Source organism: Pseudoalteromonas sp. 2CM32C, from assembly GCF_023161925.1.
GTDB classification, from domain to species: Bacteria; Pseudomonadota; Gammaproteobacteria; order Enterobacterales; family Alteromonadaceae; genus Pseudoalteromonas; species Pseudoalteromonas marina.
Genome location: NZ_JALNTI010000004.1, coordinates 119040 through 141524, shown reverse-complemented (window position 1 = coordinate 141524; position 22485 = coordinate 119040). Strand labels below are relative to the sequence as shown.

Annotated in this window: 23 protein-coding genes; 11 read left to right on the top strand and 12 right to left on the bottom strand. The window is 39.0% G+C overall.

What is annotated here, in order from left to right:
* Positions 1–59: 59 nt before the first annotated feature.
* Genes trpA through MTF67_RS09920 form a run of 6 tightly spaced genes read right to left on the bottom strand, consistent with a single transcriptional unit; the run spans position 60 to position 6646 of the window.
* Positions 60–881, bottom strand: a complete 822-nt coding sequence (trpA, locus tag MTF67_RS09945; protein WP_248519423.1) for a tryptophan synthase subunit alpha — start codon at positions 879–881, stop codon at positions 60–62.
* The gene (gene trpB, locus MTF67_RS09940) at positions 878–2062 is read right to left on the bottom strand and encodes a tryptophan synthase subunit beta (protein ID WP_006792214.1); all 1185 of its coding nucleotides are present in this window, start codon (positions 2060–2062) and stop codon (positions 878–880) included. The genes trpA and trpB overlap by 4 nt, the downstream gene beginning before the upstream one ends.
* A gap of 7 nt (positions 2063–2069) precedes the next feature.
* Positions 2070–3434, bottom strand: coding sequence for a bifunctional indole-3-glycerol-phosphate synthase TrpC/phosphoribosylanthranilate isomerase TrpF (gene trpCF / locus MTF67_RS09935; protein WP_248519422.1), 1365 nt, complete (start codon positions 3432–3434; stop codon positions 2070–2072).
* Positions 3427–4464 (bottom strand): anthranilate phosphoribosyltransferase, encoded by a 1038-nt coding sequence (gene trpD / locus MTF67_RS09930; protein ID WP_248519421.1) that lies wholly within the window; start codon positions 4462–4464, stop codon positions 3427–3429. The genes trpCF and trpD overlap by 8 nt, the downstream gene beginning before the upstream one ends.
* A 9-nt stretch (positions 4465–4473) precedes the next feature.
* A complete protein-coding gene (locus tag MTF67_RS09925) occupies positions 4474–5076 on the bottom strand; it encodes an aminodeoxychorismate/anthranilate synthase component II (protein ID WP_010557514.1) in 603 nt (200 codons plus the stop codon).
* 1 nt (position 5077) lies between these two features.
* The gene (locus MTF67_RS09920; RefSeq protein WP_006792210.1) at positions 5078–6646 is read right to left on the bottom strand and encodes an anthranilate synthase component 1; all 1569 of its coding nucleotides are present in this window, start codon (positions 6644–6646) and stop codon (positions 5078–5080) included.
* Positions 6647–7092: 446 nt separating this feature from the next.
* On the opposite strand from MTF67_RS09920, the gene MTF67_RS09915 reads away from it, so the two are divergent.
* The 5 genes from MTF67_RS09915 to MTF67_RS09895 all read left to right on the top strand — a co-directional run bounded on the left by MTF67_RS09915 (position 7093) and on the right by MTF67_RS09895 (position 10682).
* A complete protein-coding gene (locus tag MTF67_RS09915) occupies positions 7093–7947 on the top strand; it encodes a PHP domain-containing protein (protein WP_248519420.1) in 855 nt (284 codons plus the stop codon).
* Positions 7944–8564: an L-threonylcarbamoyladenylate synthase gene (locus MTF67_RS09910; protein WP_006792208.1), complete on the top strand. Its 621-nt coding sequence runs from the start codon at positions 7944–7946 to the stop codon at positions 8562–8564. Before MTF67_RS09915 ends, MTF67_RS09910 begins: the two co-directional genes overlap by 4 nt.
* Positions 8565–8570: 6 nt before the next feature.
* Complete coding sequence (locus MTF67_RS09905) at positions 8571–9395, top strand: ScpA family protein (RefSeq protein WP_248519419.1); 825 nt, start codon at positions 8571–8573, stop codon at positions 9393–9395.
* A 155-nt stretch (positions 9396–9550) separates the two neighbouring features.
* A complete protein-coding gene (locus MTF67_RS09900; RefSeq protein ID WP_006792206.1) occupies positions 9551–10102 on the top strand; it encodes a cytochrome b in 552 nt (183 codons plus the stop codon).
* A gap of 1 nt (position 10103) precedes the next feature.
* On the top strand, positions 10104–10682 hold the full coding sequence (locus MTF67_RS09895; protein WP_248519418.1) for a YceI family protein: 579 nt from the start codon (positions 10104–10106) through the stop codon (positions 10680–10682).
* Positions 10683–10741: 59 nt separating this feature from the next.
* Here the strand turns inward: MTF67_RS09895 and MTF67_RS09890 are convergent, their stop codons facing one another.
* Positions 10742–11575: a transporter substrate-binding domain-containing protein gene (locus MTF67_RS09890; RefSeq protein ID WP_248519417.1), complete on the bottom strand. Its 834-nt coding sequence runs from the start codon at positions 11573–11575 to the stop codon at positions 10742–10744.
* Between the two features lie 661 nt (positions 11576–12236).
* Here MTF67_RS09890 and MTF67_RS09885 point away from each other — a divergent pair.
* Entirely contained in the window at positions 12237–12788 is a 552-nt protein-coding gene (locus MTF67_RS09885; protein ID WP_010557508.1) for a hypothetical protein, read from the top strand.
* 40 nt (positions 12789–12828) lie between these two features.
* Here MTF67_RS09885 and MTF67_RS09880 read toward each other — a convergent pair whose 3' ends face one another.
* Complete coding sequence (locus MTF67_RS09880) at positions 12829–13629, bottom strand: hypothetical protein (RefSeq protein WP_248519416.1); 801 nt, start codon at positions 13627–13629, stop codon at positions 12829–12831.
* A 184-nt stretch (positions 13630–13813) separates the two neighbouring features.
* Here MTF67_RS09880 and icd point away from each other — a divergent pair, with 184 nt between their 5' ends.
* On the top strand, positions 13814–15082 hold the full coding sequence (icd, locus tag MTF67_RS09875) for an NADP-dependent isocitrate dehydrogenase (protein ID WP_248519525.1): 1269 nt from the start codon (positions 13814–13816) through the stop codon (positions 15080–15082).
* 12 nt (positions 15083–15094) lie between these two features.
* Here the strand turns inward: icd and MTF67_RS09870 are convergent, their stop codons facing one another.
* Positions 15095–15532 (bottom strand): hypothetical protein, encoded by a 438-nt coding sequence (locus tag MTF67_RS09870; RefSeq protein WP_006792199.1) that lies wholly within the window; start codon positions 15530–15532, stop codon positions 15095–15097.
* Positions 15533–16052: 520 nt separating this feature from the next.
* Entirely contained in the window at positions 16053–17000 is a 948-nt protein-coding gene (locus MTF67_RS09865; protein WP_008131472.1) for a LysR family transcriptional regulator, read from the bottom strand.
* A 117-nt stretch (positions 17001–17117) separates the two neighbouring features.
* On the opposite strand from MTF67_RS09865, the gene aceK reads away from it, so the two are divergent.
* From aceK to MTF67_RS09850, 3 genes are all read left to right on the top strand, one after another.
* Positions 17118–18893 (top strand): bifunctional isocitrate dehydrogenase kinase/phosphatase, encoded by a 1776-nt coding sequence (gene aceK, locus MTF67_RS09860; RefSeq protein WP_248519415.1) that lies wholly within the window; start codon positions 17118–17120, stop codon positions 18891–18893.
* 54 nt (positions 18894–18947) lie between these two features.
* The gene (locus MTF67_RS09855; RefSeq protein WP_248519414.1) at positions 18948–19910 is read left to right on the top strand and encodes a zinc-binding dehydrogenase; all 963 of its coding nucleotides are present in this window, start codon (positions 18948–18950) and stop codon (positions 19908–19910) included.
* A gap of 69 nt (positions 19911–19979) precedes the next feature.
* Positions 19980–20231, top strand: a complete 252-nt coding sequence (locus MTF67_RS09850) for a DUF2999 family protein (protein WP_008131476.1) — start codon at positions 19980–19982, stop codon at positions 20229–20231.
* Positions 20232–20306: 75 nt separating this feature from the next.
* On the opposite strand, the gene MTF67_RS09845 is transcribed toward MTF67_RS09850, so the two are convergent.
* On the bottom strand, positions 20307–20804 hold the full coding sequence (locus MTF67_RS09845; RefSeq protein WP_006792193.1) for a fasciclin domain-containing protein: 498 nt from the start codon (positions 20802–20804) through the stop codon (positions 20307–20309).
* 168 nt (positions 20805–20972) lie between these two features.
* Here MTF67_RS09845 and lepB point away from each other — a divergent pair, with 168 nt between their 5' ends.
* Complete coding sequence (lepB, locus tag MTF67_RS09840; RefSeq protein WP_052242862.1) at positions 20973–21623, top strand: signal peptidase I; 651 nt, start codon at positions 20973–20975, stop codon at positions 21621–21623.
* Between the two features lie 90 nt (positions 21624–21713).
* On the opposite strand, the gene MTF67_RS09835 is transcribed toward lepB, so the two are convergent.
* Positions 21714–22364 (bottom strand): bifunctional 4-hydroxy-2-oxoglutarate aldolase/2-dehydro-3-deoxy-phosphogluconate aldolase, encoded by a 651-nt coding sequence (locus MTF67_RS09835; protein WP_039036849.1) that lies wholly within the window; start codon positions 22362–22364, stop codon positions 21714–21716.
* Positions 22365–22485: the final 121 nt, after the last annotated feature.

Below are 22485 nucleotides of genomic sequence, written 5' to 3'. Positions count from 1 at the left end.
TTTTAATAATGAAAAAGGGCATTAAAATGCCCTTTTAATGTGTTTAAATCTAAGTTTACTTAAAGCTCTGTAGCGGCTTTCATGTTGCTAACAAACGTTTTTAGTTGCGCTGTCATTGCATCCAAATCATCAAGATTGGCTTCAATAATCTTTACCACCGCAGAGCCTGAAATTGCACCGGCTGCACCTGCATTTAATGCTGATTTAACATCGTCTGGCGTTGAAATACCAAAGCCCAGTAGAGCAGGGGCTGCATGATACTCTTTTAATTTATTTACAATATTACCAGCAGGCATTTGTGCTTTGGTATCAGTACCTGTTACGCCCGCACGTGAAAGTAAATAAGTATAACCGCGTCCATATGAAGCACACTGGCGAAGAGTGTCGTCATCTGCATTAGGTGTTGCAATAAATATTGGGTCAATACCATTATCCATTGCAGCCTTTCTAAACATTTTAGACTCATGCAAAGGAACATCTGCTACCAAAATAGAGTCCACCCCTACGGCTTTTGCATCTTTGTAAAAAGCTTCTAAGCCACGTTTAAACACTAAGTTTGAATATAACAATAAACCAATTGGAATATCTGCATTGTATTCACGAATTTCTTTAATGATGTCAAAGCAATCTTGGGTGTTAATATTCACATCAAGCGCACGAATATTAGCGGCTTGGATAACAGGGCCATCGGCTATTGGATCTGAAAAGGGGATACCCAGCTCTAGTCCGTCAGCACCACCATCAATTAAGCTTTTAATGATAGCAATACTCTGCTCTTTACCTGGATCGCCAATAGTCACAAAGGGAACAAACGCACCTTGTTTTTTCTCATTAAGTGCACTAAACATGGCGCCATAACGGTCCGTCTTAACTTGGCTCATAGCTGGCCTCCTTCAGATAATACTTTGTGTACATGTGCTAAATCTTTATCGCCACGGCCACTTAAATTGATTACGATTACACTGTCTTGCGTCTGCTCTTCTGCATATTTTAGCGCGTAGGCTAAAGCATGGCTTGACTCCAGTGCTGGAATAATACCTTCGTTTTTAGCTAATGACTGAAATGCATCAAGTGCCTCAGTGTCACTGATACCTACATATTGTGCACGGCCAGTTTCATGTAAAAATGCATGCTGTGGGCCTACCGCAGGGTAATCTAGACCCGCTGATACAGAGTATGACTCTTCAATTTGGCCATCATCGTTTTGCATAATGTAAGTGTAAGTACCGTGTAGTATACCTTTAGTACCCTTACAAATAGTGGCGCCGTGTTCATGGGTGTCTAAGCCTTTACCCGCTGGCTCTACACCAATTAGTTTTACGCTAGGCTCGTCAATAAAATCGGTAAACATACCTATAGCATTTGACCCACCACCCACGCAGGCAATAACAGCGTCTGGTAAGCGTCCTTCAGCTTCAAGCACTTGTTGCTTGGCTTCTTCACCAATTACTTTTTGGTATTCTCGAACAATTGTTGGGAATGGGTGAGGGCCCGCCGCAGTCCCTAGTAAGTAGTGCGCTTCTTGGTAGTTAGCTGACCAGTCACGTAGCGCTTCGTTTACGGCATCTTTTAATGTGCCAGAACCCGCTGTAACAGGAATGACTTCTGCGCCCATTAATTTCATTCTAAATACATTAGGTTGTTGGCGTTCAACGTCTTTCGCGCCCATGTATATACGGCATTTTAAACCTAAAAGTGCGCATGCTAAAGCTGTAGCGACACCATGCTGACCTGCGCCGGTTTCAGCAATCACTTCTTTTTTACCCATACGTTTTGTTAATAACGCTTGGCCAAGCACCTGGTTTGTTTTGTGTGCACCACCATGAAGTAGATCTTCACGCTTTAAGTAAAGTTTAACCTTTGGGTTTTTAACTAAATTACGCGTTAAAGTAAGAGGCGTAGGGCGACCCGCATACTCGTTTAATAATTTGCTAAGTTCTGCCTGAAACTCAGGATCTTTTTGCGCTTTGTTAAATTCGTTTTCTAACTGCTTAAGTGCAGGGACAAGCAACTCGGGTACAAACATACCGCCAAACTCGCCAAAATAAGCTGGATTTTGCATTTTAACCTCAATAATTTCTGATACTTGTAAAAGCATGATGTAATTTGTTTGGGCACTTTTTGCCCGGAGCGTCTTCAACCCCAGAATTTAAGTCAAGGCCTAAGGCACCTTGATAAAGCGCATCTTTAATATTGTCTGGATTTAAGCCACCAGCTAGCATAAACGGTGTTGTTGCATCGCGAAGAAGCGACCAATTAAATACTTTTCCTGTACCACCAGCTTGTTTATCACTGTGAGTGTCGTACAAGTGCCGGTCAACGCCATTTACAGGAGTAGGTAGCACATCTTTAATTGCTTGTGCTTTCCAAATTTCACAATTGCTAGGTAACTGTGTACGCAACGCTTTAATGTAATCGTCACTTTCTTGGCCATGTAATTGAACTGCCGCTAATTTTAACACACTTGCGGCGTGAGCAACTTTCTCTGTTGACTCATTAACAAAAACACCCACAAACTTGAGGGGGGCTGATTGCGTTATGGCTTGGGCGCAATCTAAATCAACACAACGTGGAGACTTAGGATGAAAAATTAAACCGCCATATATAGCGCCCGCATTATACGCAGCTTGCGCATCTTGGCTGCGAGTAAGCCCACATACTTTATTTTCCCCAAAAATAACCCGGCGACATGCTTGTTCTAAATCAGCTTCGGCCATCAGTGAGCTACCAATTAAAAAGCCATCGCACAGCGGTGCTAAGCGTTTAACGTCTTGATGGGTATAGATACCTGACTCAGAAATAACAACTTTATCTTCAGGTATTAATTTACGTAGTTTTTCAGTAGTAGCTAAATCGGTACTCAAGTCACGTAAATCACGGTTATTAATGCCAATAATTTTAGCATTTAGGTCAAGTGCTCGGTGTACTTCTTCTTCGTTACTTACCTCGGTTAGCACCGCCATATTAAGTGAATCAGCGACTTTATGTAGTGCTGTGTATTCTTCATCATTAAGTACCGAAAGCATAAGTAAGATAGCATCGCCACCATAAATACGAGCCATATAAACCTGATACTCATCTATGAAAAAGTCTTTACAAATAAGTGGCTGATCAACTTGGCTACGTACAAACTCTAGGTAGTCAAAGCTACCTTGAAAGTATTTAGTATCGGTGAGTACGCTCATGCAGCTTGCATATTTTTTGTAAGCTGCAGTGATTTCAGTTAAATCAAAAGGTTCTCTTATTAACCCCTTAGAAGGGGACGCTTTTTTACATTCTAAAATAAATTGCGTACCGGGTGCCGCTAATGCTTTATAAAAATCACGGCTGGTTGGCACCGCTTGATCTTTAAAACTTTCAAGCGGACGAGCGGCTTTTCGTTCAATTAATTCTTGCTTTTTATCAGCAACAATTTTGTCTAATACATTAGCCATGACTTACCTCAATAATTGAATTTAATGTGTCCATGGCTTTGCCTGAACTTAAAAGTGAGTGTACTTGTTGTGCGCCATCTTTAAGTGAATCGGCTTTACCTGTTAGGTATAAAAGAGCAGCAACATTTACCACAATAGCGGCGTTGTGCGCATCAGTGCCTTTGCCTTGTAAAATAGCAACGCTTGCATCAGCGTTATATTGTGGGCCTTCACCTGCCAGTTGTTCAAGTGAATAGTTTGCAAGGCCGAAATCGCTTGGGTTGAGCGTGTACTGGCTTATTTCACCATTATTAAGCTCAACTACGTTGGTTGGGCCATGAAGGGCAATTTCGTCAGTGCCAGAACCGTGTACGATCATTGCGCGTTGTGTGTCTAATGTTTTAAGCGTTTGCGCCATAGGCATACATAGGGACTCGTCGTAAACGCCTAATAATTGCACATCAGGTGCCGCAGGATTCGCAAGGGGGCCTAAAATATTAAAAATAGTTCGTGTTTTAAGTGCAGTACGCACGCCCATCGCATGGCGCACACCGCTGTGGTAATGAGGTGCAAACAAAAATGTAAAGTGTGTTTGCTCAAGGCATTTTGCTGCTTGTTCTGGGCTCATATCTATATTAATACCAAGCGCTTTGAGTAAGTCGGCAGAGCCTGAGTTACTCGACACACTGCGGTTGCCGTGTTTTACCATGTTAATACCCGCGGCAGCTGCGACAATAGCGGCTGTAGTACTGATATTAATAGTATTTGACCCATCGCCACCGGTGCCACAACTATCTGCAAGTTGTGAGAAAGTAGTATTAAAAGCCACTGCGTTTTCACGCATAGATGCCGCAGCTCCCGCTATTTCATCACTCACTTCACCTTTCATTTTAAGACTAATAAGCAAAGCTGTTAGCTCAATATCGTTCATGTTACCTTGCATAATTTCATCAAATAGCGCTTTTGATTGGCTATAACTGAGTGATTGCTTAATCGTAAGTTGCTCAATGGCGTGTTGAACATTAAGTACGTTGGTTAAATGTGTACTCATAACGTCCTCTTAATTATTATTTGTTAGGTAAGCAACACTTTGTTGCAGCAACATAGCCCCGTTGGGCGTTAGTATTGATTCAGGGTGAAACTGATAACCCAGAGCACCGTCATCATGGTGATAAATAGCCATAGGAATATCTTGGTATTGTGCTATTACCTCTATGCTATCTGGTACTTGCGTAGCCATTAATGAGTGGTAACGTGCCACCGGCATTGTCTCGCCCATATTTTCAAACACAGGGTGTGTGCTTAGATCAATAATTGATGACTTACCATGTACGGTTTCACCCGCATGTCCGATTACTCCGCCATAACTTTGTGTTAACGCTTGTTGACCTAAACAAATACCCAGCATAGGGAAATGGCCTTTACACAGCGCAATAAGATCCATGAGGCAACCTGCATCGCTTGGTGTGCCTGGGCCTGGTGAAAGTACAAGTAATACTTGGCCTTGCTCTTGGCGCATTTTATTAAAAATAGTATCGGCGCTTATGTTATTTCTATACACAACAAGCTCACCACCGAGCATAGTTAGTTCGTCTACCAAGTTGTAACTAAACGAGTCAAAGTTATCTAAAAAGTAAATTTTGATTGGCTGTGATGCACCCATGTTATACCGCCTCGAAAGTTGATTTTATGGCGGTAATAACCGCTTGAGCTTTAGCGCGAGTTTCGTTAGCTTCAGATTGTGGGTCTGAGTCAAATACAACCCCGGCACCGGCTTGAACATAAGCCATGTTGTTTTTAACAAAGGCAGAGCGAATAACAATACAGCTGTCCATTGCGCCATCACCGGTTAAATAACCTACTGCGCCACCGTAACTGCCACGTCGTTTTCCTTCTGTTTGGCGAACTAATTCTGCAGCGCGAACTTTAGGCGCGCCTACTAAGGTACCCATGTTCATGCATGCTTGGTAAGCGTGAAGTGCATCAAGTTCTGGTTTTAATGTACCAACAACACGTGAAACTAAATGCATAACTTGCGAATAACGGTCTACTTTTAATAGCTCTTTGGCATGACGTGTACCTGCAACACTAATGCGGGCTACATCGTTACGGGCTAAGTCAACAAGCATTAGGTGTTCTGCACGTTCTTTTTGATCGTTTCTAAGTTCAAGCTCAATACGGCTATCTAAATCGGGATTTATTTGTCCATTAGCAAACTTACCACGAGGGCGCGTTCCTGCAATTGGGTACACTTCTACCTGCTGGTTATTAATATCGTATTTAAGGGCTGATTCGGGTGATGCGCCAAATAAAGCAAAGTCCTCATCGCGCATGTAAAACATATAAGGGCTTGGGTTTTGTTGTTTTAATTGGCTATACGCATGTAAAGCGTTAGGGCATGGCAGCGAGAAAGTACGAGAAGGAACAACCTGAAAAATATCACCGTCTACAATGTTCTTTTTAAGTTTTACAACCTGCTGACAGTAGGTGCTGTCGCTTATGTCTACGCTCACCTCACATTCGCCTTTGTTTAATGGGGCGCTGTATTGGGCTGCGTTATCGCAAAGGCTATTTAACTGCTCTAGCTGTTTGCCTACTTCAAAGCAGTTTGCGTGTACGTCAGGGCCGTTAAACACGTTACCGATAAGTTCGGTGGTCTGTTTTTGGTGGTCTATTACAACTAATGTTTCAGCTAAATAAAATACATAATCAGGACAGCTGTTCTCGCCATCGGGAACGTCACTTAGCTGTTCAAAGTTTGCAACCATGTCGTAGGCAAATACACCGCCTAAAAATAGAGAGAAAGGGTTGTCGGTGGTGCTTTTGATTGAGTTAATACAGGTTCGTAGGGCACTAAATGCATTATCGGCAACTAGTTTACTGGCTTCATCAATGTCGTTACTTGTACTCAAGTAATTTAGGGTTAGGCTTGTATCGTTTAATTCTGCATTGCAGTTTTTAACATGAGCTTGTAAGTAGCTTAACAGCTGGTGGCCATTGTTTGACTGAGCTGTAATCGTGACTTTTTTGCCTTGGCAAACGATGCGCAATGCGCAATCGACTAAAATTAAACTTTTTACACTGTCTTTAGAATCAATTTCAGCCGATTCAAGTAGCAGTGAGTTAGGTTTATCAAGTGCTGCGTAGAGCGCAAGTGGACTACTGATGTAGTCGCGTGTTTGCGTAATACTCGTTACTTCACCCGGTGTAGTTGTTATATGACTAAAAATCAAACCTCATTCCCTCAAAAAATTAAACCCCGCAATGCTGTGCAGTGCGGGGTTTGAATAACGATATCTAAATTACAAACAGATCATTACCGTCCCGCTATACCAGGCGCCACCACCAATGATGTGTAAGAGTAATACCGTTATTCATGTTTTCTGCCTCAAATTTATTATGTATTTATTAAAATTTAGTTATAAAAAAACCCGCATATTTGCGGGTTTTGAAATTTTGTCAGACACGACAATTCATCACCCGATAATTACGAGTGCCACCACCAAATTGTGTTTAGGTTTGAATTGTTCATTGTTTTTAATTCTTTATGTGTCTTTTACTGGCTACAGTAAAACGTATCTAGTGCTTTTGTGTCAAGTGTTTATTTAAAACAATTTAATGAAAAAACTTGTTATACTTGCATAAATACCTTTAAACCTTAATTTTAAGCAGTTTTCTTTTGATAAAATATGATTTACATAGCCACACAACACATTCAGACGGACATTTAACGGTTGAAGAATTATTAAACCGTGCAGTAGATAAAAATATTGATGTGTTTGCTATTACCGATCATGACACTGTGGCAGCTATTAAACCGGCTCAATCATTTATTAAGTCTGAGAATCTTCCGCTGTCATTAATTACAGGCACAGAAATATCGACAAAGTGGGAAAGCTTTGAGATCCACATTGTCGGGTTAAACATAAATATTGATAACGAAGAGCTCGATGCCTTATTAACTGCACAGCAGCAAAAGCGAGAGGAACGGGCAACACAAATAGGCTTTCGCCTTGAAAAAAATGGCTTTGAAGGCATTTACGACCAAGCTAAAGAACTTGCTGTAAATGGACAAATTACACGTGCCCATTTTGCACGTGCATTAATGCAGCGTGGAGTCGCTAAAAATTTCCCTGGAGTATTTAAAAAGTATTTAGGGCGAGGTAAAACGGGGTACGTACCAAGCTGTTGGTGTGATATGCAAACCGCTATTAAAGCAATACATGCAGCAGGAGGGGTTGCAGTGCTTGCCCATCCAAGTAGTTACAGAATGTCTAATAAGTGGTTGCGTAAACTGTTAGTTGAATTTAAAAATGCAGGGGGAGATGCAATGGAAGTAGCGCAACCTCAGCAAGCACCTAGTGAACGTCAATTTTTAGGTGAACTCAGCAGAGAGTACGAATTATTATGTTCACAAGGCTCAGATTTTCATTTTCCGACAAGCTATTTAGAGCTTGGTAAAAATTTATACTTACCTAAAGATTGCCAAGGTGTTTGGCAAGTTTGGGAAGGACAAAAAGGGGCATTAACATGAGTCAATTATTTCATATTCATCCAGATAACCCACAAGCAAGATTAATAACTCAAGCTGTTGATATAATAAAACAAGGTGGGGTTGTTGTTTACCCTACCGACTCTGGCTATGCGATTGGCTGTAATATTGGCAATAAGCAAGCCAAAGAGCGTATAGAGCGTATTCGTGGCATTGATAAAAACGACAATTTTACACTTGTATGTCGTGATTTATCAGAGTTATCTACTTACGCACGCGTTGATAATCAATTATTCCGACTGATTAAAAATAATACGCCGGGACCTTATACCTTTATTTTTAAAGGTACAAAGGAAGTACCTAAGCGTTTATTAAACGATAAGAAAAAAACGATTGGCATACGTGTTATTGAGCACCCGATTGCATGTGCGCTTTTAGCTGAGTTGGGCGAGCCACTCATGTCGTGTTCGCTAATCTTACCCGGACAAGAATTTACAGAGTCGGACCCAGACGAGATTTTAGATAGGCTTGATAAGCACGTAGATCTTATTATTCACGGTGGATACCTACCAGAGCAGGCAACAACGGTTATTGATTTATCCGAGGACGATGTAAAAATACTGCGTGTTGGCTGTGGTGATGTGAGCCCGTTTGAGTAATTAAACGTGGCTTCAACGACTAAACTTCCACCAGTAATTAATGAGCCAGTGCAGCAAATTCTGCCACTGGCTTTTTTGCATGGAAAGGCCGTTGTTGATAAACCTGAAGACTTATATATTCCACCCGACGCACTTGAAGTTATTTTAGAAACCTTTGAGGGGCCGCTTGATTTACTTCTTTATTTAATAAAAAAACATAAGCTTGACGTACTTGAGCTTTCAATATTTAGTATTACAGAACAATATGTTAGCTATGTTGAAATGATGAGCGAATTTCAATTAGAGCTAGCTGGTGAGTATTTAGTCATGGCGGCATTGTTAGCGCAAATAAAATCACGGCTGCTTCTTCCTGTTCACGAAGAGCTCGAAGAAGAGGAAGACCCTCGTGCTGAACTAATTAAACGCCTACAAGAATACGAGCAGTTTAAAAAAGCAGCTGAAAATTTGGATGATATTCCTCGTGTTGGCCGTGATATTTTCGTTGCTCATGCGGTAATGCCCATTAACGACGATACAAGCAAAAACCTACCCGAATTAGAACTCAAAGATTTAATGCTTGCCTTAAGTGACGTTATGGCGAGAGCTAAAACCTTTGAGCATCATCAAATAACAGCAGAGGTGTTATCAACCCGCGAGCGCATGAGCCAAATATTACACCAGCTTTCCAAAGCAAAGAGTGCAATTGTGTTTAACGAACTGTTTAAAGCATCAGAAGGTCGCAGCGGGGTTGTCGTAAGCTTTATAGCTATACTTGAGCTTATCAAGGAAGGGCTTATTACTTGCCTGCAAGTTAATGAAGAGAGCTTAATATACGTAAGCCTCACTGAATAGCCGCTTCGAGTAAAACTGAAACACTCTCTTTAACCACTAAACTCCCCTATGTAAACCATTTATGTGCATATACGCACACAAGCTGTTTGCACATGCTATTTTACTGCGCACTTCTTTTCTATATCTTGTTGTTATCAAAACACAGGATATTAATTATGTTTAAAAACACCCCACTCTCATATGGGTTAGTTGCCATTATATTGCATTGGTTGATGGCGTTTACCGTTATTGGCTTATTTGGTTTGGGTTTATACATGGTTGAACTTACCTACTATGACAGTTGGTACAAAGGTTCTCTTGATTTACATAAAAGCATTGGAATTACGCTTGCAGCTATTTTGATTTTTAGAATTTTATGGCGTGTTTTTTCTAAACAGCCAAAACCGCTAGGTACAAATACTAAAGTCAATCAACTAGCACATACTGCCCACATAGCTATGTACATTTTATTAGCTGTGATTGTGGTAGCTGGTTATTTGATCTCAACTGCTGATGGAAGGCCCATTGAAGTTTTTACGCTGTTTAATGTATCAGCTCTCGACTTTGTTTTTGATGATCAAGCTGATATAGCAGGAAAAGTTCATTACTACGGTGCATGTATATTAATTGGTTTTGTTGTTTTACATGCATTGGGTGCACTAAAGCACCATTTTATAGATAAAGATAAAACTTTAACAAGAATGATTACCCCATTGAAGGAAGATTAATATGAACAAACTATTACTAAATACGGCTGTATCGGCGGCTCTCGTTTTATCAGCATCGGCTGTAAATGCTGCTGAATATGTTATTGATACAAAGGGGGCACATGCTTTTGTGAACTTTAAGATAAAACATTTGGGTTACAGCTGGCTACATGGACGTTTTAATACGTTTGACGGTGAATTCAATTATGATGCAGAAAAACCTAATGCTTCACAAATAATGGTAAATATAGATACAACCAGTCTTGACTCTAACCATGCAGAGCGAGATAAGCACTTACGTGGTAAAGATTTTTTAAATGTTGATAAATACCCAACGGCTACATTTAAAAGTACTAACATTACATTTAACAACAATGATTCAGGCAAAGTAACTGGTGACTTTACATTACATGGTGTGACAAAAAGTATTACCTTTGAAATAGATAAAATAGGTGAAGGTCAAGACCCATGGGGTGGTTACCGTGTTGGATTTGAAGGTGAAACAAGCCTTAAATTAAGTGACTATGGCATTAACTATAATTTAGGACCTGCATCGACTCATGTTGATATTGGGTTATTTATTGAAGGTATTCGTAAATAAGCAGGGTTGTAATTATACAACTAACTTTGAAAGCGCCACTTTACGTGGCGTTTTTTTTCTTAGTTCATTCTTGTTTTTAGCAATGGCTTTAAATGCTCGGGCAACCACTTTGATAAGGCATTTATGTATGCATCAGTTTGTTTGATTACTTTAAGGTGTTTGTTTAGCAAAGCAATATTTTTAATCCCTTGCTCGGTTTTAGTGCAACCTATAAAACCATAGCTTAACGCAGGTGCTTCAGTTAATGGTCTTTGGGTTAAGTTATCTTGAAAGTTCATAGATTTAGCTAAATAAAAATGTTCACTTGGGTAGCCAAGTAAAATATCAATGCGTTTTAAGTTAAGCATATAGGTAAGACTAGCTAAGCTATCTCGGGTAGGGCGAATAACAATGTCAACATCGGGCGTTGAGTTAATTATACTATCGATAGCCTCCCCATAAGAGCGACTCAAAGACACGCCTAATGTTAGCTTTTTCTCTTGTAGTAAATCATACAAAGACACCTCAGCGTCGTTTTTAAGCGATAGCGCATTTGCTAGCTTTTTATGTAGTGCAACAGAGGGAGATAAACCAACAGTAGAGCTTTCTTGTGTAAATACCATTTGTTGCTTTCTGTTTTCGTTTTTATAAAGAGAAAGTACGCACGCGTCATTTGTTTTATCAGAAAGGGTTTGAATTAGCTTACTTGCAGGCACCACAACACGATTGAATTTGATATGAGGTAGTTGGTCTTCGAGTAATTTTATGATTGTTTCGTCGCGGCCTTGGCCCTGATACTTACCATTTAATATATAGTAAGGTGCAAAGTCGTTGGTTAACCAGTTAATTGTTTGAGCATGACAAACTGAAGTTAGAGAGCAACAAAATAAAAGAGTGAAAAATACACGTAACATTGCAGTAACCAACGAATGTAATTGGATTATTGTTTTAACACTTAAGTATTAAAAAGTAAAATGCCAGCAACAAGGCTGGCATAATATTACGTGTTATCGCGCATGAGATTGCGATATAGCTTTGCTTAGCTAACTTTTAGCCACTTAACAAATTGACGCGCATCGCTAGCTTTTTGAAACAATGCGTTTTTTAAACCTTGTGTATCACTAAAGATAACACGATGTTTATTAACTGAAATTGATTGCACAGGATGTGCTATTTGGATCATAGATCCGTTATATTTATAAGACATAATAAAACTCACTTTATTCTTGTAATTTATTCTGCGCTATTTTTTATAGCAGATTGCAGTCAATAAATTAACGATGTTGTGTTTAGCTTCATTACAGTGTTGACGATCTTTATGACACTTTTACGATGATTGTAAAATTCATCTCGGTATTATTTAAGGGGTACTCGCCGTACAATAACTTAGCTTTCAAATATACGTTGTGCGGGGCTTACTGGATCAGGGTAAATAGGTTAACCGCAGTGGTTTCTTAAAACCAGAGAGGGAATGTAACCTAAATAAATTATGCTCGCAAGTTATTTGTATAGTTTTTGTAGTGTAGACTTTATCAACTGGGTTAAATACTTTGAATTACACCAAAAGGGAATCGTATGCATTACATAATAGTAAGTGATATTTACGGAAAAACACCGGCTTTACATGACTTTTGTAAAACATTAAACACTCAGTTCACCCTTGTTGAACCTTACAGTGGGAAAGAGCAAGTTATTGAAAGTGAAGAACTTAACTATAAAAATTTTATAAAAGCATGTGGCCACAACGTGTATACGGCAATGCTGCATAAACAATTTGATAGACTCACAGAGCCAACAATTTGCATTGCCTTTAGTGCAGGGGCTAGTGCCGCATGGCGAGCCCAGTTATTAACAAGCAATCCACATCTTAAAAAAGTGGTTGGTTTTTATCCATCACAAATACGAAACTACTTAGATTTAGACGCAAGTGTACCCTGTGAGTTTATTTTTCCTTACGATGAGGTGCACTTTGATGTTACTGCTGTTATTAATGAGCTTAATAAAAAACAAAACGTAATTTGCAAACCAACAGATTATTGTCATGGATTTATGAATAAGCGTTCTTTAAATTATAATGAACAGGCTTATCAATACTTTTGTAACTATTTAACTTCAAATGATTTTTAGCATCTTGGTGATAGACGCCTAACTTTAAAATCAATATAGCTCAAAGTGTGTTTATTAATTTTTTAGTTATGTTTGGAAAGTCAGTGCGGTTTTTATATTCTGCATATAAAGAAGTAAAAATACTACTACGTGAGAGTTTATCTAGGTCTTTGATAAACGTTTTAGCACTTGAACGCGCTGTTCTACAGCATAGTTGATAGGCTTTTATTATCTCAGCAAGGGTTTGACCTTGCTGGTGAAGTGCTAAATCGGCTTCAACAAAAAATGCAGCGCCTGTCCAATACACACGTTGCTGTGCACCTTGGTTCCACATATCAGCAGAAAGCTCACTTAAGGGCTGCGACTTGGTTTTGCTTTGTAGTCTGCCTCTATTAAACCCAGCATCTAATCGTTGAACAAATTGCGCTTGGGTTATTACACCGCTGTCTCGCATAATTACGTTTTGCATATAACTAGCAAACCCTTCACTTAACCAAAAAGCAGAGTAGGGGAAAAGCGGCAAATATAAATGCGATAGCTCGTGATATAGGGTCCAGTCTTTAGTAAATGCATTTAAACTTGCAAATCTATCAATATGAAGTTCAACCCCATCGGGATTGCTTCGCTTTACCGTTGCCCATGGTACAGGCTCAAATGCAAAATATTGCGGCTTTAAATAAATAGGCAAGGTAGTTTGCTTTAAAGGTCCAAGCGTATTTTCAGTTTTTTTTACACTCTGATCAATCCAGGTAGAAACAACTTGCTGGCCATTTTTAGACAGCGAGTCTAGCTTGTGTATGTCAACCTCAAGAGCGTAGATGTTTAAAGAGCATAAAAATAGCAACGTCCACAATAATTTCATTAAAACCCCTCTATATTTAAAAACTAATACGAACCGTACACGCTATAAGACCATCCTTTTAACTACATAAGCACATCGTATTTGTTATTTTTTAAACTGATACCAACTATAAAAAGGCAATTAAAGACACGCCTTAATTAACATGGTTTAATCGACCATATACATTGATTTATAGGCTTTAATGATGCAATACCAACATATAAAAATGCCAGAGCAAGGGCAACATATAACGGTAGATGAGCAAGGGCAGTGGGTGATTCCTTCAGAGCCTGTTATTGCCTATATTAATGGAGATGGAGTTGGGCAAGATGTTATGCCCGTTATGAGAAATATTGTAGATTGCGCTATTAAACACTGTTACAAAAACAAGCGAAAAATACATTGGATGCAAGTGTTTAATGGTGAGCAAGCAGCCAAGCTTTACGATGGTGATTGGTTTCCACAAGAAACAATACAAGCAGTAAGAGCCTGTAAAATAGCAATAAAAGGGCCATTAACTACGCCTTTGGGTGGAGGGTTCCGCTCTTTAAATGTTGCTTTACGCCAAGAAATGGATTTATTTGTAAATATGCGCACTATCAAAGGGTTTAGTGCTTTGCCTTCTCCTTTAAAAAATCCTTTTTTAACCAACATTACGGTTCTTCGTGATAGCAGCGAAGATGTATATTCAGGTATTGAGTGGCAAGCAGGGAGCATTGAAAGTGAAAAAATGCTCGACTTTTTATGTGAAGAAATGGGGGTAACACGTCTTAGGTTTTCACAAGATTGCGGCATAGGTATAAAAAATATATCCAAAGAAGGCTCTGAACGATTAACACGTTTTGCTCTTAATTTTGCCCTTAATAACAATCGAGATTCTGTCACTTTTGTTCATAAAGGCAATGTGCTTAAGTTTACAGATGGTGCATTTAAACGTTGGGGTTTTGCACTCGCCAAAAAGGAATTTAATGCTATTGAACACGAAAATGGCCGCTGGCTGAAAATTGAGCGTGCTGGGCAGGCGCCTCTAATAATTAAAGAAGTCATTGCCGATAACATGCTGCAACAATGTTTAATGAACCCTGAACAGTTTGATGTAGTGGCAACTACGAATCAAAATGGGGACTTTTTAGCCGATATGCTCAGCGCTCAAGTGGGTGGTGTGGGCATTATGCCTGCTGCAAACTTGAATAATGATGTGGCTTTTTTTGAACCTACTCATGGTACATTTGAGCGAATTGCAGGGCAAAACAAAGCGAATCCAAGCAGCAGTATTTTGAGCGCAGTACTCATGCTTAAATTTATGAAATGGGATGAGGCTGCATTAACGATTGAAAATGCTTTAGAAAACACATTAGCAAGTGGGTATGTTACTTTTGATTTAACCCAGCAAGGCATTGATACTTCAAAAACTCATAACTCGACAACCTTAAGCTGCACAGACTTTGCAGATAAAGTTATCGAGCACTTTTAAACACATTCATTATTAAGCTGCTGAGGCAGTTTTAACAGTGTGTACGCATGGGCGATTAGTTAACTGTGCGGCACGATGGTAGATGTCGTGTGCATTTGGTTCATCGCATTGTGTACCACTAAGCGTATCCATTAAAGCAACAACAATGATTGCAGGAACCTGGCAGCAATATTCATCAAGTACCGCTTCAGTTGTTTGCGCATCCACATGACAGTGCGGATGGTTTTGCAGTTGGTAAGCGTTTAATAGTGTTTGTACTTCAAGTACATCGTTTGGTTGGTGTTTAGTTTTACGACAAGTACACCCAAATTCATCAACTAATGTTGCCAGTGTTTGATAAACATCAGTTGTTTGTAATGTTGCTTTAGAACATAACTGCTCTTCAATGAACTGATGTAAGTTAGCGTCGATGAATAACCCGTCTTGGCGTGTGAAAGAAGCTGTTGTCATAATAATTACTCTTAGTTTGTTGGCTTAACTTCACTCTAGCGCTAACTGTATTATTAATGAAATTGTTGTTTTCAATAACTGACATTGATTAAATCAATATAAAGCTTTATTCATTTAATTTACGCTAAATTTATCGGCTTCTTTTTTATTTAATTTGGTGCAAAAAATAAATAAATGCACAAAAGTGGTACAAATTTCAGAAGAAGGAGTATAGGGTTGTTTGTTAAGTTATTGAATTAATTTAAAATAAAAAACATGGTATCGGCTTTGCAAATTATTAATGAGTAAGGTTACTCCCCTTGCTAAGACTTATACGACTCCAAAGCAAAACATCGAGACACTCACTTTATTAAAGTGAGTGTCTCGATGTTTTATTTATTGAAAAATTAGTTTTTAAACGTTGTGTTTTTCTTACCTCTCACCTAGCCCGTCATTTTTAGTATGTATTTACTAGCAAATTGAATGTGTGCTTTTAGATTTTTTCAGTATTATCCGAAGCACGTTACAGATATTTTAAAATTTACCTATCTGCTACTGTCTTAGCGAACTCAAGCATTTCGCGGCGTAACCATTGATGCGCTGGCGCATGGTGAAGCAGTGGGCTCCATATCATTTTTACCTCAATAGGCACTATTTGAAACGGGGGGGGACTTATTACTAAGTTAGTATGTGTTGTTAATAGCTTAGCTTGCCTTCGTGGTAATGTCGCCACCAGTTGCTCTGATTGGCAAAGTAAACTGGCAATCATGTAGTGGCGGGTAAATACCCTAATTTTACGTGTTTGCTCTAACTGCCAGAGTGCTTCATCGACCCAGCCTAATTTCTGTTTACCTGACTTATTAGTTACTGCGGCTTCAGGGCCCCAACCAGCCCTGTTTACCCAAATATGTTCTTTTTTGAGGTAATCATCGAGCGTGGCGTTTTGTAAAAAAGTATTCTTGGGGTGTGTTAAACAGCAGTAGTTATCGCGCCATACTGTGGCTTGGTGAAACGATCGCGGTAATCCGTTAAAGCGATTAATAGCAAGGTCTATGGTGCCTTTTTCCATGTCTTGTAAGTTAACATCGCTTGGGCTTAAAACGTCAAAATTAATACCCGGATTTTTATTTAATTGCGCTGTTATAAATGGTGCAATTAACGTTGACTCTAAATAGTCGTTTGCCATTATTCTAAAGGTTATTTCAGCCGTAGCGGGGTTGAATTGCTCACTAGGTTGAGTAATTGCTTCAGCCATTTTTAATAATGATTCTATTTCGGGTTTAAGCAGGAGTGCTTTAGCTGTTGGGGTCATTGACCCTGCAGCGCGAACAAGAAGCGGATCTTCAAATAAATCGCGTAATCGCTTTAATGCATTACTCATTGCCGGTTGTGTTAGCGCTAATTTATTGGCGGCTTTAGACACACTTTTTTCGTCTATTAGCACGTTTAAATAGACGAGAAGGTTGAGATCGACGTTACGTATATTCATTAGATCAATCTTATTTATTTGCTGTATTAATTATCTAAATTAAAGCCTGCTTGCTAAGGTGTAAACAATTAATAAAAAATAACCGCCATAACGGGTAAAAATATAAGTGTTGTTAACATGCCAAATACGTTAATCGATGATTCAAATAATGCTCTTCAAAAGGTGATTGCGACTAAGCTTGCACGTGCTGTATTTGCAGGGTTTGATGCGATGTTCGCTGAGTTTTTAAATATAACACTTGGTGCACAAAGTCGGTTTGAGCAGCGCCAATATCATGATGTACAACGTGCAATGCGCGATCGGTTACAAGTTTATGAGCGCCAAGTAAAAAATGTGAGTGAAGCGGTTAAAATAATTGCTTATCAAGAACTAGACTGCCCACACACATGGCAACTAGCTAAAAATATTTATGGGGATATGGTTGAGCACCATGAGAATAAACCCATTGCGCATACTTTCTTTAATTCAACATTTGGTGCTATTTGGGACGATAAAAAAATTCGTACAGTGCATTTATTTGTATTAAAAGCCAAATACCGAAGTGAACCACGCTCATTTGAAAGTTTAGTAAGTAGAATATCGCTTCAAAATGGGTTTGAAACCGCAATTTCACAGCTTATTACTACGCAAATGTTTAGAGTTCCATTTTGCCAATTAAATGCCGATTTAAAGCGTTTAAAGCAAACCCTAATGCAAGGTGCTAAGCATCAATGTAAGCAGGTCTATGAACTGATAAATTTAAACGACGGGTTTATTGAATACGCAAACTCGTTATTTTTTAGAAACAAAGCCTGTTATTTGATTGGCCGTTGTATCGCTAAAAATGGCGATAACATGCCGTTTGCTATTGCTATTTTAAACACCGAAAAAGGCTTAAGAATAGATGCGGTTATGATGGGCGCCGATCAATTAAGCTTGTTATTTGGCTTTGCCCGTACATATTTTATGGTAGATACAGACCAACCCGCGCGTTATGTTGATTACCTTAGTGTACTTATGCCGCATAAAAAGCGTTTTGAATTATTTAACGCTATTGGCTTTATTAAACACGCTAAAACCGAGTTTTACCGTTACAAGGTTGATACCACTAAAAATAGCCCCGCAAGTTTTAAATATATAAACGCACCTGGTACACCTGGCATGGTAATGCTGGTATTTACTATTGAAGGCTCAGATTACGTATATAAAGTAATAAAAGATAAATTTAGTGCACCAAAAACCGCAACTAAAGCACAAGTAAAAGAAAAATATAACTTTGTGAAGCAAGCCGACCGAGTAGGGCGGTTGGTAGATACACACGAGTTTAGGTATTTAGCGTTTGATTTGAGCCGCTTTAGTGAAGAACTATTAACGCAGATGAAAACACACATTGGCAGCAGTTTAGTTATATCGGGCAAGGCACTTATTTTAAAACATGTGTATGTTGAACGAAAAATGACACCTCTTAATTTATATATTAACCACTGCGATAAACACGCATTGGACCATGTGATGCTTGATTATGGAAAAGCAATTAAAGATTTAGCTGGGGCGAATATATTTCCAGGTGACATGCTGATGAAAAACTTTGGCGTTACTCGCTGGGGGCGTGTTGTGTTTTACGACTTTGATGAGATTTGCCCACTAACTCAGTGTAATTTTAGAGATGTACCTCAAACACAAAATACATTAGAGGAGTTAAGTAGTCATTCTTATTTTGATATTGATGAAAACGATATATTTCCCAGCCAATTTAAGGTTTTTTTTAGCGCAAATGCTCATGCATTTGAGTGTTTTAACACCCACCACAGTGACTTATTTACAACAACCTATTGGCAACAGTGCCAGCAGCAAATACAAAATGGTTTTTTACCTGATGTTTACCCGTACAAGCAAAGCTGGCGGTTTAAATAGAAATAATTACCCCCATGTCTAAAGTACAACTTTAGTTAAAGCAAAGGAGTGGTAATGAAATATATTTCCCATGAAAGCGGAAACCTTGCCTTTAGTGATACCCGTAAACCGCAGCTAAAAAATCATGAAGTGCTTGTTAAAGTGGCTGCAATTGGGGTGAATCGGGCTGATTGCATGCAACGCCAAGGTAAGTACCCAGCCCCAAAAGGTGACAGCCCAATTTTAGGTTTAGAGTGTGCAGGCACTGTGGTAGAGCTGGGTAACGAAGTTGATAAAAGCTGGCTCGATAAACGTATTTTTACACTGTGTGCAGGTGGCGCTTATAGCGAATATGTTGCGGTAGATGCTAAACAATTAATGGAACTACCTGATGATGTAACTATGGTTGAAGGTGCTGCCATCAGCGAGGTGTATTTAACTGCTTTTGGTGCATTATTTGAGCTTGGCAAACTACAACATGGGCAAACGACATTGATACATGCAGGGGCTAGTGGCGTAGGTGGTGCCGCTATTCAAATGGCAAAAAGTGCAGGAGCAACTGTTGTTATAACCGCAGGTTCTGATGAAAAATGCCAGCACGCTAAGTCGCTGGGAGCAGATCATACAATTAACTACAAAAACACAGACTTTGTAGATTACATGCAAAGCCATAATTTAACCGCTAATGTAATTGTTGACCCCGTTGCAGGCAGTTATTTAAACAAAAATGCCCAAGTTGCTGCCATGGATTGCCAAATAATTATGCTTGCCTTTTTAGATGGGCGTTTTGCTGAGGTTGATTTTGCAGCCCTGTTACGTAAAAGGATTTCGTTTCATGCGTCAACCCTTCGTAACCGCAGTATTGATTTTAAACGCCAACTAAGAGATGACTTAGTAGAACGCTTTTACAACGACATAGTATCTAAAAACTATGACTTTAATGTGTACAAAACGTTGCCATGGACACAGGCTCAAGAGGCCCATGCAATATTAGAGCGCAACGAAAATGCGGGTAAAGTCGTATTGCTTGTAGAATAACGCTTTATTTTACACGTTATGCCCATATAATTTAGTTATACACACGTTATTATAAGACCAAGGTTAAAAATGAATCCAATAATTGCAATTTTAAAAGAACATAATGTAAGTGATGAAAAAGTAAAAGCGTTATTCGAGGCGTTTACACAAAACCCAATGATGGCTATGGCGCTTGTACAGGAGCTTGGCATACCGCCAGAAAAGCTTCAGCAATTAATGGCTGTTGTTATGACACAACCTCACTTAATCAAAGAGGCTACCGATGAGTTAGGTTTAGACTTTGAAAAAGTAAAAGAAGCGAAAGAAAAGCTTAATCAGTAATAAGGTCTAAGTATTTGTTAAAAAGAAGCATAAGCTTACGTTTATGCTTCTTTTTTTGTACATAAATTTTGCTGCTTATTCTTTTGGAAGAAGAACAGTGTCAATTACATGGATTACACCATTACTTGCTTTAACATCTGGCATCATCACGTTAGCGTCGTTTACCATCACACCCATGTTTGTTTTAATCATTACCGACTGCCCCTGGAGTGTTTTGGCACTATCTAACTTAGCCACCTCTTTTGCCATTATTTTTCCAGCGACAACATGGTAGGTTAGCACTGCCGTTAACTTCTCTTTGTTTTCTGGCTTTAGCAGCATCTCAACGGTACCGTCAGGTAACTTTGAGAAAGCGGCATCAGTTGGTGCAAAAATAGTGAATGGCCCTTTGCCTTTTAGAGTATCAACTAAACCGGCTGCTTTTACGGCTGCAACAAGTGTTGTGAACGAGCCATTTTCAACCGCAACATCAACCACATCTTTCTTCATGCCATGATGGTTGGCTTGCGCAGAAAATGAAAACCCTATGCTTGCGGCGGTAATTAAAATTGCGGTGGTTATCTTCTTAAACATGTTAGTTTCCTTTAAGTTAATATTTGCTAAATTCCTAAGATGCTACGCTGCTGAAAATTTAATCGATCAAAAACGTTTTTTGGTCAAACATCTTTTGTTACATCCTTTTTTGAACTGCCAAAGCGCTGTTAGGTCATACCATTACTTGATCAATTAAAGGGAGCAGTTATGAAAGTGCTTTATAAATTTTGGAAAAATAATCGTTCACTCATTGTATTCATTGCCTTGATGAGTGTGTTTAGAAGCGCAGTAGCCGACTGGTATGAAGTGCCTACGAGCTCAATGAAACCTACAATTGAGCAAGGAGATAGAATTTTAACAGACAAAATGGCGTACGACTTACGAGTGCCTTTTACGCATATTTCTTTGCTTAAAATTAACGAACCACAAACAGGGGACATTATTGTATTCGACTCACAAGCAGCAGATAACCGGTTAATTAAACGTGTTATTGGTGTGCCTGGTGATACCGTTTCTTTGGTAAATAACGAATTAATTATTAATGGCAAAAAGCTTAACTACGAACATGTGCAGAATAATATCGATTCGGTTGATAAAGTAGAGATATTAAACGGTAAGAAGCACACCATTAGGATAGCAAATGTACCATCCCAATTAGCTGGCTTTGAAATGATCACCATTCCAGATGATTACTATTTGGCAATGGGGGATAACCGTGACAATAGCGCAGACTCTCGCGTAATTGGTTTAATCCCTCGTGGTGAACTACTCGGAAAAGCAAATAAGGTCATTGTTTCGCTTGATTACGATAATTACTACATACCAAGGAAAGAGCGTGTACTGCTCTCTTTAAACTAAGTGCATTTAGATTTGTTTGAACAGAGTATTAAGTATTTGATGTAATTTAAGTTTGAACAATACCTAGTGATTACAGCAAATTAAAGACCTTTAATCAGTGGGTATGTCAGTTAAATAGTCATGAACTAACTGGGTAAGAGCTTGCTTGTCAGCGTGGCTAGTAATCACTTTTGAAAAATCACTACTAATGGCTACACCGCAAGCCCCTGCGTCAAACCACTGAGTAATGTTATTTAAATTTATCCCGCCAACGGGCATTAAATTGGCGCTATCAAATGGGCCTTTTAATGCCTTAAAATAGTCAATTCCCATGCTACCTGCTGGAAATACCTTAATAATATCCGCATTATACTCAATCGCGTTAGCGATATCTGTTGGCGTTAAAGCCCCCATTAAAACAGGTAAATTATGCTGATGGGCAACTGACACAATACGCTTATCAGTATTAGGGGTTACTATAAACTGTGCACCCGCATTAATGGCTCGTTGAGCTAGTTTAGTATTTGTGATGGTGCCTGCACCCACCAAAATATGTTGATGACGAATACGTGCACTTTTAATTTCTTGCTCAAACCCTGGTGTATTAGAGGTGATTTCAAGCACTTTTATACCAGCCTCAACCAAGCAATCGACAAGTGGTGCAACATCTGATTGCTTATTTAATCGAATAATAGCCACTATTTTGTGCTTTAAAATTTTGTTGCGAGTTACAGTCTTTTCTTGAGAAACCGTGCTAGGCATTGTATTACTTTTTTATTATTTATTGGTCGATGGTACAAAAAATCGATAAAAGTCGCAAATAGGATAAAATAACATATAAAAAAACCGCTGAGAGTCAGCGGTTATTTTATTCATATGTGTA

Excerpts from the sequence above, each read along its gene's own strand:
- MTF67_RS09850 (WP_008131476.1), top strand. The coding sequence starts at position 19,980 with ATGAATCCAATAATTGCAATTTTAAAAGAACATAATGTAAGTGATGAA.
- MTF67_RS09925 (WP_010557514.1), bottom strand. The coding sequence starts at position 5,076 with ATGGGTGCATCACAGCCAATCAAAATTTACTTTTTAGATAACTTTGAC.
- MTF67_RS09880 (WP_248519416.1), bottom strand. The coding sequence starts at position 13,629 with ATGAAATTATTGTGGACGTTGCTATTTTTATGCTCTTTAAACATCTAC.
- MTF67_RS09855 (WP_248519414.1), top strand. The coding sequence starts at position 18,948 with ATGAAATATATTTCCCATGAAAGCGGAAACCTTGCCTTTAGTGATACC.
- MTF67_RS09865 (WP_008131472.1), bottom strand. The coding sequence starts at position 17,000 with ATGAATATACGTAACGTCGATCTCAACCTTCTCGTCTATTTAAACGTG.
- trpD (WP_248519421.1), bottom strand. The coding sequence starts at position 4,464 with ATGAGTACACATTTAACCAACGTACTTAATGTTCAACACGCCATTGAG.
- lepB (WP_052242862.1), top strand. The coding sequence starts at position 20,973 with ATGAAAGTGCTTTATAAATTTTGGAAAAATAATCGTTCACTCATTGTA.
- MTF67_RS09835 (WP_039036849.1), bottom strand. The coding sequence starts at position 22,364 with ATGCCTAGCACGGTTTCTCAAGAAAAGACTGTAACTCGCAACAAAATT.
- MTF67_RS09890 (WP_248519417.1), bottom strand. The coding sequence starts at position 11,575 with ATGTTACGTGTATTTTTCACTCTTTTATTTTGTTGCTCTCTAACTTCA.
- trpB (WP_006792214.1), bottom strand. The coding sequence starts at position 2,062 with ATGCAAAATCCAGCTTATTTTGGCGAGTTTGGCGGTATGTTTGTACCC.
- aceK (WP_248519415.1), top strand. The coding sequence starts at position 17,118 with ATGCCAAATACGTTAATCGATGATTCAAATAATGCTCTTCAAAAGGTG.
- MTF67_RS09845 (WP_006792193.1), bottom strand. The coding sequence starts at position 20,804 with ATGTTTAAGAAGATAACCACCGCAATTTTAATTACCGCCGCAAGCATA.
- MTF67_RS09870 (WP_006792199.1), bottom strand. The coding sequence starts at position 15,532 with ATGACAACAGCTTCTTTCACACGCCAAGACGGGTTATTCATCGACGCT.
- MTF67_RS09910 (WP_006792208.1), top strand. The coding sequence starts at position 7,944 with ATGAGTCAATTATTTCATATTCATCCAGATAACCCACAAGCAAGATTA.
- MTF67_RS09895 (WP_248519418.1), top strand. The coding sequence starts at position 10,104 with ATGAACAAACTATTACTAAATACGGCTGTATCGGCGGCTCTCGTTTTA.
- trpA (WP_248519423.1), bottom strand. The coding sequence starts at position 881 with ATGAGCCAAGTTAAGACGGACCGTTATGGCGCCATGTTTAGTGCACTT.
- trpCF (WP_248519422.1), bottom strand. The coding sequence starts at position 3,434 with ATGGCTAATGTATTAGACAAAATTGTTGCTGATAAAAAGCAAGAATTA.
- MTF67_RS09900 (WP_006792206.1), top strand. The coding sequence starts at position 9,551 with ATGTTTAAAAACACCCCACTCTCATATGGGTTAGTTGCCATTATATTG.
- icd (WP_248519525.1), top strand. The coding sequence starts at position 13,814 with ATGCAATACCAACATATAAAAATGCCAGAGCAAGGGCAACATATAACG.
- MTF67_RS09885 (WP_010557508.1), top strand. The coding sequence starts at position 12,237 with ATGCATTACATAATAGTAAGTGATATTTACGGAAAAACACCGGCTTTA.